Genomic DNA, 13,405 nt, shown 5'->3' with positions numbered 1-13,405 from the left:
CGGCACCACAAAATTTCAACCCAAGGGCGTACAATCAATAGCCTAACGCACAACCATCTTTACGCGGATCGCTACCTGCCTCAAGTACCCCATCGTCATGAATCATGATCGCTTGCGACCCTCCGATGGCAGTTTCAGGTGACTGCACGTTATGCCCTAAATCGCGCAGTTGATCTTTGACAGCATCGTCATATCCGTTCTCAACGTTCAGCGCGCCTCCATCCGCAAAACAGCGCGGTGCATCCATTGCCTCTTGGGGGGATAAACCAAAGTCGGTTAGGTTGCTGACAAACCGTGCATGTCCCGTCGATTGATAGGCCCCACCCATCACGCCAAACGGCATATAGGGTTTCCCGTCTTTTTTAAGCAGGCCCGGAATGATCGTGTGCATCGGGCGTTTGCCACCGCCCAGCTCGTTGGGGTGCCCCTGTTCGAGCGTGAACCCTGCACCGCGGTTTTGAAACAGCACGCCGTATTCATCCGACGCAATGCCAGACCCAAAGGAATGAAACACAGAATAGATCAAGGACACGCACATCCGGTCTTTGTCGACCACAGTGATATAGATCGTATCCTTATGCACCGATTCCGTCAGCGGGGCGGCGGCAGGCATCGCCTTAGTCGGATCGATCAATGCGGCAAGCGCAGCCGCGGTTTCAGGCGCCATCATGTAATCGGCCCGCGTAGTATGATCGGGATCCGCAATAAACCGATTGCGCGCGTCATAGGCAAGCTTGGTCGCTTCGGCCTCGATATGCGCGCGCTCTGCCCCCCATGGGTCCATCTGTGCAATGTCAAAGTGTTTCAGAATGTTTAGCAACAAAATCGCTGTCGCCCCCTGCCCGTTTGGCGGGTGTTCACACAATTCCAACCCACCGTAGCCCCCTGAAATTGGGTCGGTGTATTCACAAGCAACATTCGCGAAATCTTCCAACGTATGGGTTCCGCCTAGCGCGTTCAGGCTCTTGACCATATCTGCGGCAACCGCACCTTCGTAGAAACCAGCACGGCCTTCCATAGCGATTTCGCGCAAAACCTTGGCTTGGCCAGGTGCGCGGAACATCTGTCCGGGCTGTGGCACATCTCCGTCGAGCAAAAACAGATCGCGCGCGCGCCCAGATAGGTTCCCCGCCCCCTGCGCCCAGTCAGACGCGACACGCGGTGCGACGGGAACGCCAGCTTCTGCGTAATGAATTGCTGGAGCAAGCGCGGCCTTGATTCCCAGTTTGCCCCAATCCTTTGAAAGACGGCAAAACGCATCAACGGCACCGGGGATGGTGACGGCATCGACACTATAGGGCGCGACAACCGGCCCTTTGGCGCGCAAAGCTTTTGCATCAATCCTTGCTGGCGCACGGCCTGATCCGTTCAATGCGACAACGCGGTCTTCGCCCGGTGGGGTAAGCAGCACGAAGCAATCGCCGCCGATGCCTGTCATCTGCGGTTCACAGATTCCCAGCAACACGGCGCCTGCAATCGCAGCATCCACCGCATTTCCCCCGGCTTCAAGCATCTGGATCGCGACTTTCGCCGCCAATGGGTGCGATGTCGCAGCCATACCATTGGTTGCATAAACAGCCGACCGGCCGGGTAAGTGAAAATCGCGCATGAAGCCCCCTAAGTCTATCTGCACACGGTAAGCAAAATTGCGGCATGTGCAACGGGTCTTGCCCCAGAAAGCGCATCGCGCTAGGTCCGCGTGCAAGCCCGGGCCAAAGGAATGTCACCGATGCGCGTTGATTATGATGTACTTGCAAAAACAATTGCCGCTCTGACAGAAGGTGAAACAGATCACGTTGCATTGATGGCCACAATCGCCTGCGAAGTTCATCACAGCGACGCCCGTTTTGACTGGACCGGCTTCTACCGTGTCGTTGCCCCAGAGTTACTAAAAATCGGCCCCTACCAGGGCGGCCACGGCTGTTTGACAATTCCCTTTGCACGCGGCGTATGCGGCGCGGCAGCGCGCACCGGGCAAACGCAGCTTGTCGCCGATGTCGACGCCTTTGCAGATCATATTGCTTGCGCCAGCAGCACCCGGTCGGAATTGGTAATCCCGGTGTTTGACGGCGCGCAAAACCTCATTGCGGTATTCGACATCGACAGCAATCAACCCGATGCTTTTGATACAGAAGACGCGACAGCATTGACTGCGATCATAGAGCAAGCATTCGCCACCAGCTAGACATTGCCTTTTTCGTGTACCCGGCTAGCATGATGATCTGACTGCCGCCGAGGAAACCCCATGAAAACGACACCCAAAACGCTGGGCGCTGATCTGCGCGCATTACGCAAGGCGCGCGGCATAACGCTCATTGATCTTGCAACCGCGCTCGACCGCTCTGTCGGATGGTTGAGCCAAGTTGAGCGTGATATCTCGGTCCCCTCAATCGCCGATTTGAACGCGATGGCAACGATACTGGACACCTCGCTCGCAAGCTTGGTCCAAACCGAATCTGACCCCGCCGACGATGGAATTGTCGTGCGTGCAAACGCGCGGCGTCCCATGCGCAACGGCACCAAAGGGCTGACCGAAGGCCTACTGTCGCCGGACCTTACCGATAGTTTTGAAGTGATCCATTCCCGATTTGAACCCGGATCACAGCTAGCGACCCCTTTGCAGCGCGACACCCAAGAGATCGGCTATGTCATCAGAGGGCAGCTGAATATCTGGGTGGATAATGTGCATTACATATTGTCCGCAGGCGATAGCTTTCGACTTCGCGGTGAAATGTACCGCTGGGAAAACCAAGGTTCGTCCGCGTGCGAAATGATCTGGGTGATCTCACCTCCCGTTTATTGATCCGAAAATTTCCTGTGGCCCTGAACGATTTTGCGTGACCGAATCATCCGTTCGTGAAAATATTGAATAAAATTTCACATCAAGGTCACCGCAATGTCTCACCTTCCTAAATCAGCACGCGTTGTTATCGTCGGCGGCGGCGTTATCGGCTGTTCTGTCGCTTACCACTTGGCCAAACTTGGCTGGAAAGACATTGTGCTGCTCGAACGCAAGCAGCTTACGTCAGGCACCACATGGCACGCGGCTGGCCTGATCGCACAATTGCGCGCGACGGCGAATATGACCAAGCTCGCGAAATATTCCCAAGAGCTTTACGGCAACCTAGAGACCGAAACCGGGGTCGCGACAGGGTTCAAGCGCAATGGATCGATCACCGTTGCATTGACCGAAGAACGCCGTGAAGAGATTTTCCGTCAAGCGGCGATGGCACGTGCCTTTGGCGTCGAAGTTGAAGAAATCAGCCCCGAAGAGGTCAAAAACCGTTACGACCACCTAAATATCGACGATGTGAAAGCCGGGGTTTACCTGCCGCTTGATGGGCAAGGTGACCCGGGCAATATCGCGCTCGCATTGGCGAAAGGCGCGCGGATGAACGGCGCGACCATCGCGGAACACACCAAAGCCACCAAGGTCAACCGCACTGGTCGCAAGGTCACATCGGTGGAATGGGAAACGGTCGGCGCCAGCGGCACTATCGCCTGCGATATGGTGGTCAACTGTGCGGGCATGTGGGGGCACGAAGTTGGTAAGATGATGGGCAGCAACGTGCCTTTGCATGCGTGCGAACATTTCTACATCGTCACCGAAAACATTCCAAACCTCAGCCAGCTTCCTGTTCTACGCGTCCCTGATGAATGCGCCTACTATAAAGAAGACGCAGGGAAAATATTGTTGGGTGCGTTTGAGCCGAATGCGAAACCATGGGGCATGGGTGGGATCGCGGACGATTTCGAATTTGACCAATTGCCTGAAGATTTCGATCACTTTGAGCCGATCTTGGAATCCGCGGTAAACCGTCTTCCGCTCTTGGCAGAGGCGGGCATCCATACCTTCTTTAATGGTCCCGAAAGCTTTACCCCCGACGATGCTTATCACCTTGGCCAAGCCCCAGAGATGGACAATGTTTGGGTGGCCGCTGGGTTCAACTCGATCGGGATCCAATCCGCTGGCGGCGCCGGTATGGCGCTGGCGCAATGGATGGACACAGGCGCAAAACCATTTGATTTAGGCGACGTTGACATCGCGCGGATGCAGCCGTTTCAGGGCAATAAAACATACCTGTTTGAACGCTCCAAAGAAACGCTCGGATTGCTTTATGCAGATCACTACCCGTTCCGTCAAAAGGCAACAGCACGCGGGATTCGGCGCAGCCCGCTGCACCAACATCTGCTGGACCAAGGCGCGGTCATGGGCGAACTTGCCGGGTGGGAACGCGCAAATTGGTTCGCAAACCCCGGCCAAGAGCCCGCCTATGAATATTCATGGAAACGGCAGAACTTCTTTGGCAACGTCGCCGCGGAAGTCGCTGCAGTCCGTACAAATGTTGGCATGTACGATATGTCTTCATTCGGCAAAATCCGCGTCGAAGGTCCCGATGCCACCGCATTCCTGAACCATGTCTGCGGCGGGCAAATGGACGTCCCGGTCGGCAAAATTACCTATACGCAATTTCTAAACCATACCGGCGGGGTCGAGGCTGACGTCACCGTCACCCGCCTGTCGGAAACCGCCTATCTGGTCGTCACCCCAGCGGCGACGCGTCTGGCTGATCAGGTTTGGATGCAACGCAACTTGGGCGCATTTAACGCGGTAATCACCGATGTCACGGCATCAGAGGCCGTAATCGCAGTCATGGGGCCGAACGCACGCAAACTCTTGCAAACCGTTTCACCCAACGATTTCTCGAACGATACGAACCCATTTGGCACCGCCCAAGAGGTTGAGATCGGCATGGGCCTCGCACGGGTCCACCGGGTGACCTATGTCGGTGAACTGGGTTGGGAGGTCTATGTTTCATCCGAAATGGCAGCACATGTGTTTGAAACACTCCACGCCGCCGGACAGGATATTGGGGCAAAGCTTTGCGGTCTACATATGATGGACGCCGCGCGCCTTGAAAAAGGGTTTCGGCATTTTGGCCATGACATCACCTGCGAGGATCACGTGCTTGAGGCAGGCTTGGGCTTTGCAGTGAAGACAGACAAGCCGGATTTCATCGGCCGTGACGCGGTCCTGCAAAAGCGTGAAACAGGCCTGCTGACCCGTCTGGTCCAGTTCAAACTGACCGACCCTGAACCGCTGCTCTACCACAACGAACCCATCCTGCGCGACGGGGCCACAGTCGGTTACCTGTCATCAGGCGGTTACGGGCATCACTTGGGCGCTGCGATGGGCATGGGCTATGTGCCCTGCAAAGGCGAAACCGCCGCAGAAATGCTGGGCAGCACGTTTGAAATTGACGTCATGGGCACGCGGGTCAAAGCCGCGGCACAGTTGCGCCCATTCTACGACCCCAAAGGCGAGCGCACAAAGCTCTAACTGCGTAGCAGCGCACCCAGCCGTTTGATGCCTTCGTTTATCGTTGCCTCATTCGGCAGGGAAAAATTCAGCCGGATTGTGTTTCCCCCCGACCCATCGGCGTGGAATGCGCGGCCCGGCACGAAGGCGACACGGTGTGTTTCAAGCGATTTGGCAAGCAAGGCCGCGCCATCGATATGGTCTGGCAAGGTCAACCAAATGAACATACCGCCTTCGGGTTTGGTCCATTGCACGCCTTCGGGCATATTCTGCGCAAGTGCATTTAACATACAATCGCGACGTTCTTTATATGTATTTCGTAGTTTAACCACATGATCATCAAAAATCTGCCGCGCTACACCATTGATCGCGATCTGATTGATCGTCGGTGAATGCAAATCTGACGCCTGTTTCATCAGCACCAATTGCGCAATGACAGGCTGCGCAGCGCAAACCCACCCGACCCGCAAGCCCGGCGCCAACGTTTTCGAGAAACTGCCGCAGTAAATCGTCCGGCAATCATTGATATCGCCCTTGCGCGCGATCTCAAGCGCAAGCACAGGAGGGATCGGATCACCATCATAACGCAACGATTGATAGGCGGCATCTTCGATCAGGGCGATGTCCAGATCATCGCCCAGGTCCAGTAAGGTTTCGCGCCCAGCCCGGTCAATAGTTTCGCCGGTTGGGTTCGCAAAATCAACCGATGCATAGGCAAATTTGACCCGCCCTCCATGATCGGCTGCGCGTTGCGCGTAGTCAGTGGCAGGGCGATTGCTGTTCAGATTAAGCCGATCATATTGTGGTTCATAAGCATTGAACGCGCCCAAAGCGCCTAAATAGGTTGGCCAAGTCACCAGCGCCGTATCACCCGGCGACAAAAACAATTTGCCAAGATAGTCCAGCCCTTGCTGCGACCCCGATGTAATCAGAATATTGTCGCGTGTGCACGGCACGCCCAGTTTTTGCATTTGCTCTGCAATCCAGTCACGCAGCGGCGGATAACCTTCGCTGGCAGAATACTGTAGCGCCTCGGATTGCATGTCTGGACCAAGCGCATCTGCGAATGCGTCTTTGAACGCTATGGTGGGAAACAGCTTTGGGTCAGGGATACCCCCTGCAAAGGAAATGATGTCTGGTTGATCCAACAATTTAAGCAGCTCGCGTATTTCCGACGCCGTCATGCGTGCCATGCGCGATGCGAATATTTGGTCCCACATATATCGATTCTCCCTGTGACAGAACGGCATATTGGCACAAGAAAAATTTAAGTCAATAAGGCTGACCTAACTCCCGCGCGGTGTTCCGCGCGGGAGCCACAGTTTAGTCTGCCTGAACAACAGGGCCCAGCGCATTGAGCCCTTTTAGGATATCGATTGCGTAAGCCATTTGATAATCATCTTCACGCAATTGTGCCGCGGCTTCGGCGCGCGCGCGGTCCTCTTCAATCTGGCGAATTTCGTCTTCGGTCAGACTGTCGTTATCCAATGCGCCGCGCAAAGATGCCTCGGTACGTTGGTTGCCGTTGTCTTCCTCTTCTTCATCACCTGGCTGCACACGCGGCTGCTCTACGATGATGTCAGGCGAAATTCCTAACGCCTGAATAGAGCGTCCAGAGGGCGTATAATAGCGTGCCGTAGTCAGACGCATTGCACCATCGCTGCTAAGCGGAATCACGGTCTGCACAGATCCTTTCCCAAATGAATTGGTCCCGACCACGATGGCCCGACGGTGATCTTGCAACGCACCGGCCACAATTTCAGAGGCCGAAGCAGAGCCCCCGTTCACCAAGACCACAATCGGTTTTCCTTGGGCCAAATCGCCTTCTGTTGCGTTGAAACGATCGCCGTCTTCGGTTTCACGTCCGCGCGTTGAAACGATTTCGCCAGCGTTGAGAAACGCGTCTGAAACGTAGATCGCTTGGTTCAGCAACCCGCCGGGGTTGTTGCGCAAATCCAAGATAAACCCGTCAACATTGTCGATCCCTCCCGCTTCAGAAATCTGTTCTTCGATCCCTTCGCTGAGGTTCGGATAGGTTTGTTCGTTAAAGGTTGTGATCCGCAAAACAACGGCTTTGCCTTCAGTGCGGCTGCGCACGGCAGTCATCTTAATGGTGTCGCGAATGATCGACACGTCGAACGGTTCAACTTCGTCTTCGCGCACCACGGTGATAATGATTTCCGCACCAACAGGGCCGCGCATCAAATCAACGGCCTCGTCAAGCGTGAGGCCCATCACGCTTTCGCCGTCAACAGCAGTGATGAAATCGCCAGCTAACATCCCAGCTGCATCAGCAGGGGTGCCATCCATCGGCGACACGACTTTTACCCAGCCGTCTTCTTGGGTCACTTCGATCCCAAGCCCGCCAAATTCACCACGTGTGCTGATCCGCATGTCGGCAGCGTCTTCGGCGGACATATAGCTTGAATGTGGATCAAGCGATGTCAGCATCCCGTTAATCGCTGCTTCGATCAGTTCTTTATCGTCGACATCTTGAACATAATCGGTGCGAATCCGTTCAAAGATATCGCCAAATAGATCAAGCTGTTCGTAAACGCTGCCAGATGTTTGAGCATCTTGCGCGACAAGCGGCCCTGCGACTTGAACAGTCGTGACCAGACCAAGGGCAGCGCCCCCAAGGGCGGCTAATACTAGTTTTTTCATTCCACGTCCTATGTCTATTCCAGCGCGAACCATGCATCTGGGCTCACTGAACTCTGCCCGTCCCTGACCTCAAGATAAAGGGGGTGCGCGCCTGCTTCGCCGTCATCGCCCACATTTTCGGTCAAAATACCGTTAACTTCTGTCGCATTACGGCCCATCGTCCCAAGCGGCGTTCCCGCAGGCACGATTTGCCCAGCGCTGCCATAAAGCGTCTCAAGCCCCGCAAAGATGAATACAACATCAGGTGCGGGTTCTAAAATGATTACATTCAAATCCCCCAAAAGAGGTCCGACATAAAGGATCGTTGCATCAACAGGTGCCGTGACCAACGCCTGCGGTGCAGTCGCAATATAGATGCCTGCGTCGTCGCCACTTTGCGGTTGTACGATGCCCGAAACGGGTAAAGGCAAGTTTCCCTGCTTGGTCAGATCGGCCTCACTATCTGGCAGATGCGTCGCAAGCGCATCGGCAAATGCATCAAGCGTTTCAGACCCCGACATCAGTAATGCTGTTTGCACTGGGTCATCTTCGAACCGCAATGGCAGGTCCGTGCGCGCGGAAATCGCTTGGCCCAATGCGGACCGTGCCGATTGCGCGCCTTGCATCCCCGTCGTGAGCGTGTCCGTGGTTTCTTGCCGCAACGCACGCAGGTCATGTACCTGCCCGATCTGAGCCCGCAAATCATCTGCCGCACCCTTAAGTGATTGCGTCACATCTGCAGCCAACATCCCAGCGCGCACCGTATCAATGGGTGATTGCGGTTGGCTACGCGACACAGGCCGCGGCGTTTTCGACATAGTGGCAAGGGCCCCGATCAAGACACCCAATTCCGCACGGCGTGCGTCCAGATCAGCCGTCAGCGCGGTTTCTTGCGTCTGTAGCTGCCGCAGTCCAGAACGCGCGGCGGCCAGCCCGGCCTCATAGGCTTGCACGGTCTGGGTCAGGGCCGCAATCTGATCACGCGCATCGCCTGCAGTCTCTAGCCGCGTCTGCGCGGCCTGCAATTGTGCCATTGCGTCGCGCGCGGCCGTGTCCGCCGATTGGCCGAACACAGGTGCTGCCAGACAGATCAGGAATACCGCGAACCTCATTTTTGAATCAATGTGCATCCGGTCATTTCAGGCGGCAGGTCCAGCCCCATCAGGTCAAGGATCGTTGGCGCTAAATCGGCCAAACGACCATCACGCAATGTGGCCCCATCAGGCCCACCAACCAACGCGACAGGCACCGGGTTGAGCGTATGCGCGGTATGCGGACCGCCTGTTTCAGGGTCGATCATCGTTTCGCAATTGCCATGATCAGCGGTCACGATCATTGCACCACCCGCGGCCTTAAGTGCAGCCAACACCTGCCCCAAACCGCGATCCACAGATTCACATGCCTTGATCCCTGCATTCAGATCACCTGTATGGCCAACCATATCGGGGTTGGCATAGTTCGTAACGATCATGTCGTAGCCGTCGCCGATTGCCTTTACAAAGGCCGCAGTCACTTCGCCCGAGGACATTTCAGGTTGCAGATCATAGGTCGCAACCTTGGGTGATTTCGGCATAAAGCGGTCTTCGCCCGTCGCAGGTTCTTCGATCCCGCCATTCAAGAAAAACGTCACATGCGGGTATTTTTCGGTTTCGGCCAGCCGGAACTGACGCAGCCCGTGTTTGGCCACCCAAGCGCCCAGTGTGTTTTGAATATCGCGTTTCGGGAATACGGTTTCGAACCAATCATCATGGCGATCTGAATAGCTGACCATACCCAGTAACGCGCACAGATCAGGCTGTACCCGGTCAAAACCATCAAATGCCGGATCCGCAATAGCGGCCAAGATTTCGCGCGCCCGGTCGGATCGGAAGTTCAAACAAAACAGCCCGTCACCAGCCGCAAACCCGGCGTAATCGCCAATCACTGTTGCCGGGATAAACTCATCCGTTTTGCCATTCGCGTAAGCCGCATCGATTGCCGCTTGTGGTGTTTCCCCCTGGGCGCCCTGCCCGTTCACCATCGCGTCATAGGCCGTTTGCACCCGGTCCCAGCGATTGTCGCGGTCCATCGCAAAATAGCGGCCAATGACCGTGGCAATTTGCACGGCCTTCGGCAAAGCTGCTTGCAAAACCTGCATGAATTCTGTCGCCGAAGATGGCGCCACATCGCGCCCATCTGTAATCGCATGGATCACTGTCGGAACGCCTGCATCATCTAATGCTTTGGCGGCTGCGATAATATGGTCTACGTGGCCATGCACGCCGCCATCAGACACAACGCCCATCAAATGCGCCCGCCCGCCGGATGCTTTCATCTTGGCGATAAAGGCTTGCAAAGCCTCGGCCTGCGCGAATGTGCCGTCTTCAATCGCCAGTTCGATCTGGCCCAAATCCATCGCCACAACGCGGCCCGCGCCGATATTCGTGTGGCCGACCTCTGAATTGCCCATCTGCCCGCCGGGCAACCCAGCATCACGACCATGCGTCAACAGCTGCGCATGCGGCCCCCGCATGATCGCGTCGAAATTAGGGGTATTGGCCAACTTAGGCGCATTCCCAACCGGGTCATCACGCAGGCCCCAGCCATCAAGAATACACAAGACAACGGGTTTGGGTGCCGACATGGGGTAATCTCCGATTTGATGTTACGGCAGGTTTAGCGCAGGTAGCGGTCGAACGGAACATGTATTGAATGCAGGACTGCTTTGCCCCCATCAGATCATGAGATTTGAAACCCTCTTAGTTGGCGTCAAGCTATTATTACCTAGGATTATCTACGACCTCAAAAAACCAAACTTACTCAGTGAAGATATGATCCAGCACTTCATCTATGAATTCACAGCCGCTCTCATCATGCTGAGAAAAGCAAGTCACTTGCTGAATTTCTGCGTGAGGGATTGTCAATCCATTGAGCGAAACATGGTGTTCATCGTCTTCATTTCCGTCTTGATGAAATCTAACCCTGAAAAGCCAAGTGTCAGAACCAGAATCATAGCTTTGAGAAGTGTAGCGTATATTCCCGCAGGACCGAGACAACACTGCAGTTGCGCAATGGTCTGACAAACACAAACTCACTGCTCGACGGCTGCCGTCGAAAGCGGATACCCCATCGTCAACACAGGCAGCACTCCCTAGTGTAGCTTGCAATGAAAGCAAAACCGCCGCGCTAACTCTTATAGGCATTGCATAAGTCTTCATGGGCGCTCCCGTTTACCTAGTAATTACAAACCTAAGAGGCTGCCAAATCAAACCCGATGATACGGCCCGCCCGACAAGATCGACGCGGCGCGGTACAGTTGTTCGGCGAGCATCACGCGGACCAGCATATGTGGCCAGACCATTTTGCCAAAACTTAAGGATGCATCCGCTTGCGCGCGCAGGCTGGGGTCGATGCCGTCTGCGCCGCCGATGACAAAGGCGACGTCTTGGCGGCCTTGGTCGCGCCAATCGCCGAGCATCTTTGCGAAATCCGGGGAAGACATCACCTTGCCGCGTTCGTCCATCGTGCAGATTAATGCGCCTGACGGAATGGATTTTTGTAGCAATCCTGCCTCGGCAGGCATACCGCCGCCTTTTTTATCTTCGACCTCGATCAGTTGGGCAGGGCCAAGCGCAAGCGCGCGCCCCGTCCGGTCGAACCGGGTCAAATAATCGTCGTAAAGATCGCGCTCTGGGCCGCGCCTCAGCCGGCCCACTGCGCATATATGCACACGCATCAGATCAGGTCGCTGCTGCGGCCCCGGGCTGCCACATCTTTTCGATCTGGTAAAATTCGCGCACTTCGGGGCGGAAGATATGCACGATGATATCGCCCGTATCGATCAGTACCCAATCGCCGCTATCCTTGCCTTCAAGCTTTGAAAACACGTTGAAATCATGCTTAAGCCGTTCAGACAGCTTTTCAGCCATCGCAACAACCTGACGGGTCGAACGCCCAGAGGCGATCACCATGTGGTCACCCATTTCGGATTTACCACGTAGATTTATTTGCACGACGTCTTCGGCTTTATCATCATTAAGCGATTTTAGGACGGCCTCTAAAAGAGCGTCACTGGTCGCAGTTTGAGCACCCGTCATAGGCGGGGACCCGGCGTTGGCAGTACAATCTGCCGTTGGTGAAAGAGACAGAACATTGTCCTCCTTTATATGTGCCGTCATGGCCCCGGCACCGGGCATGCTTTAAAACTAGCAACGCCCAGCGTATTTTTCAACAAAACTCAGCAGGGCGAACGCCCATGTCGCGGATTTGTCCAAGACATGCAATGGCAGAACGCAATCTCTCGCAGACCAGAACATCTCCGCGCTCCTTAAAGCGGTAATCCCGAGGACACCTGCAACGCTAGCGCTACATTCGGTGCGTAACGCAAGAAATGGGATAGAAAATTCACTATTTTGCCCCACTTTATTCGCAATGTCTTGCAACAGAAATTAGGATGTAAACCCTATAGTATTAATTGGACATAATCTATGTTTCGTACTCCTCGCTGCGTGATCGTTCCACTCTCTATTGCCGCGCTCTCCTTTGCCGCCACTGCCAATGCTGAAGAAGCGACCGGACAGGCCGAAATTCTTGATGTGCAATATGACGTTGAATCAGATGGCGCTGACCGCATTCATATTGCTGGCCAGTTACGCACCCTCACGCAACAGGTTGCGGCTGCGTCCTGCGCACTCACATCCGATATCGCAGTCGAGGAAGCGCATGACGTCCTTGAACTGGCGACGGCTCAGTTTGACCGCTATATCGTCGCACTGAAAGAAGGCGACGAAGGGTTGCACATTTTGCACCCTGAAACCCGTCGCCTCACAATCGCAGATATCGATCATGTCCGCGAAGAATGGGACGCTATCCACGGGGCAATCGATTCCGTCCTTGAAGACGGTCACGATGTTGAAAGCGCGCATATCATCGACGATCACAACCTCAAACTTCTTGAGCTGACGACGATCTTGGCGTCCGACATCGCGAGCCAATATGCGCATCCGTTTGAGATCAGCGCCGCGGACGCGATGACGATTGAAATCGCAGGGCGTCAGCGCATGTTGACCCAAAAAATGGCGAAAGACGCCTGCGAAGTGTGGACCGGCTATCACAGCGAAGAAGCCAAAGAAGATTTAGCGCAAACGATGACCATTTTTGAAGCCTCGCTGAACGCGCTTAGATTTGGAATGCCTGAGGCCGGGATCCAAGCCGCACCAAACGACGCAATCCGTACCGATTTGGATCACCTCTTGGCGCGTTGGGACATCATCAAGGTCAATGCCCAAACGCTCGTTGATGGCGGAACGCTCAACGATGAACAAAAGACCGAAGTGTTCCACGACCTCGAGGTTGAGTTGGCTGATCTCGACCACCTTCTTCTTGACTACAAAGAATACGCTGAACGCGCCCACTAATCTACGCTCGGCCGTTCACGCGGATTGTGGGCGGCCAGCACCTCAT

The 13,405-nt window shown here is 55.1% G+C and carries 11 protein-coding genes; 4 read left to right on the top strand and 7 right to left on the bottom strand.

The features are described from left to right. Positions 1-34: 34 nt before the first annotated feature. Positions 35-1,609 (bottom strand): gamma-glutamyltransferase family protein, encoded by a 1,575-nt coding sequence (locus tag Yoon_RS13230; RefSeq protein WP_238112777.1) that lies wholly within the window; start codon positions 1,607-1,609, stop codon positions 35-37. A 120-nt stretch (positions 1,610-1,729) separates the two neighbouring features. Here Yoon_RS13230 and Yoon_RS13225 point away from each other — a divergent pair, with 120 nt between their 5' ends. The 3 genes from Yoon_RS13225 (at position 1,730) to Yoon_RS13215 (ending at position 5,341) form a co-directional block, all read left to right on the top strand. Beyond that, positions 1,730-2,185: a GAF domain-containing protein gene (locus Yoon_RS13225; RefSeq protein WP_238112775.1), complete on the top strand. Its 456-nt coding sequence runs from the start codon at positions 1,730-1,732 to the stop codon at positions 2,183-2,185. Between the two features lie 60 nt (positions 2,186-2,245). After that, a complete protein-coding gene (locus Yoon_RS13220; RefSeq protein ID WP_238112774.1) occupies positions 2,246-2,803 on the top strand; it encodes a helix-turn-helix domain-containing protein in 558 nt (185 codons plus the stop codon). Positions 2,804-2,896: 93 nt separating this feature from the next. Continuing rightward, a complete protein-coding gene (locus tag Yoon_RS13215; protein WP_238112764.1) occupies positions 2,897-5,341 on the top strand; it encodes an FAD-dependent oxidoreductase in 2,445 nt (814 codons plus the stop codon). Here Yoon_RS13215 and Yoon_RS13210 read toward each other — a convergent pair. The 6 genes from Yoon_RS13210 to rsfS all read right to left on the bottom strand — a co-directional run bounded on the left by Yoon_RS13210 (position 5,338) and on the right by rsfS (position 12,039). Next, the gene (locus tag Yoon_RS13210) at positions 5,338-6,540 is read right to left on the bottom strand and encodes a PLP-dependent aminotransferase family protein (RefSeq protein ID WP_238112762.1); all 1,203 of its coding nucleotides are present in this window, start codon (positions 6,538-6,540) and stop codon (positions 5,338-5,340) included. The genes Yoon_RS13215 and Yoon_RS13210 overlap by 4 nt on opposite strands. Positions 6,541-6,643: 103 nt before the next feature. Beyond that, positions 6,644-7,984: a S41 family peptidase gene (locus tag Yoon_RS13205; protein ID WP_238112760.1), complete on the bottom strand. Its 1,341-nt coding sequence runs from the start codon at positions 7,982-7,984 to the stop codon at positions 6,644-6,646. Between the two features lie 14 nt (positions 7,985-7,998). Beyond that, a complete protein-coding gene (locus tag Yoon_RS13200) occupies positions 7,999-9,075 on the bottom strand; it encodes a murein hydrolase activator EnvC (protein WP_238112758.1) in 1,077 nt (358 codons plus the stop codon). Further along, entirely contained in the window at positions 9,072-10,586 is a 1,515-nt protein-coding gene (gpmI, locus tag Yoon_RS13195) for a 2,3-bisphosphoglycerate-independent phosphoglycerate mutase (RefSeq protein ID WP_238112756.1), read from the bottom strand. The genes Yoon_RS13200 and gpmI overlap by 4 nt, the downstream gene beginning before the upstream one ends. Before the next feature lie 621 nt (positions 10,587-11,207). Beyond that, complete coding sequence (gene rlmH / locus Yoon_RS13190) at positions 11,208-11,678, bottom strand: 23S rRNA (pseudouridine(1915)-N(3))-methyltransferase RlmH (protein WP_238112754.1); 471 nt, start codon at positions 11,676-11,678, stop codon at positions 11,208-11,210. A 4-nt stretch (positions 11,679-11,682) separates the two neighbouring features. Next, positions 11,683-12,039, bottom strand: a complete 357-nt coding sequence (gene rsfS, locus Yoon_RS13185) for a ribosome silencing factor (RefSeq protein ID WP_370642174.1) — start codon at positions 12,037-12,039, stop codon at positions 11,683-11,685. Positions 12,040-12,429: 390 nt separating this feature from the next. Between rsfS and Yoon_RS13180 the strand changes: the two genes are divergently transcribed. After that, the gene (locus Yoon_RS13180) at positions 12,430-13,359 is read left to right on the top strand and encodes a type IV pili methyl-accepting chemotaxis transducer N-terminal domain-containing protein (RefSeq protein ID WP_238112750.1); all 930 of its coding nucleotides are present in this window, start codon (positions 12,430-12,432) and stop codon (positions 13,357-13,359) included. The last annotated feature ends 46 nt before the right edge of the window (positions 13,360-13,405 follow it).

The organism is Yoonia sp. I 8.24, from assembly GCF_022096995.1.
Lineage (GTDB): Bacteria > Pseudomonadota > Alphaproteobacteria > Rhodobacterales > Rhodobacteraceae > Yoonia.
The sequence above is the reverse complement of the archived record's forward strand: the minus strand, read 5'-3'. Positions and strand labels throughout refer to the sequence as shown.

What these genes read in the sequence shown, in the direction of transcription:
- Yoon_RS13230 (WP_238112777.1), bottom strand. Translation starts at nt 1,609, where the DNA reads ATGCGCGATTTTCACTTACCCGGCCGGTCGGCTGTTTATGCAACCAAT.
- Yoon_RS13225 (WP_238112775.1), top strand. Translation starts at nt 1,730, where the DNA reads ATGCGCGTTGATTATGATGTACTTGCAAAAACAATTGCCGCTCTGACA.
- Yoon_RS13220 (WP_238112774.1), top strand. Translation starts at nt 2,246, where the DNA reads ATGAAAACGACACCCAAAACGCTGGGCGCTGATCTGCGCGCATTACGC.
- Yoon_RS13215 (WP_238112764.1), top strand. Translation starts at nt 2,897, where the DNA reads ATGTCTCACCTTCCTAAATCAGCACGCGTTGTTATCGTCGGCGGCGGC.
- Yoon_RS13210 (WP_238112762.1), bottom strand. Translation starts at nt 6,540, where the DNA reads ATGTGGGACCAAATATTCGCATCGCGCATGGCACGCATGACGGCGTCG.
- Yoon_RS13205 (WP_238112760.1), bottom strand. Translation starts at nt 7,984, where the DNA reads ATGAAAAAACTAGTATTAGCCGCCCTTGGGGGCGCTGCCCTTGGTCTG.
- Yoon_RS13200 (WP_238112758.1), bottom strand. Translation starts at nt 9,075, where the DNA reads ATGAGGTTCGCGGTATTCCTGATCTGTCTGGCAGCACCTGTGTTCGGC.
- gpmI (WP_238112756.1), bottom strand. Translation starts at nt 10,586, where the DNA reads ATGTCGGCACCCAAACCCGTTGTCTTGTGTATTCTTGATGGCTGGGGC.
- rlmH (WP_238112754.1), bottom strand. Translation starts at nt 11,678, where the DNA reads ATGCGTGTGCATATATGCGCAGTGGGCCGGCTGAGGCGCGGCCCAGAG.
- rsfS (WP_370642174.1), bottom strand. Translation starts at nt 12,039, where the DNA reads ATGACGGGTGCTCAAACTGCGACCAGTGACGCTCTTTTAGAGGCCGTC.
- Yoon_RS13180 (WP_238112750.1), top strand. Translation starts at nt 12,430, where the DNA reads ATGTTTCGTACTCCTCGCTGCGTGATCGTTCCACTCTCTATTGCCGCG.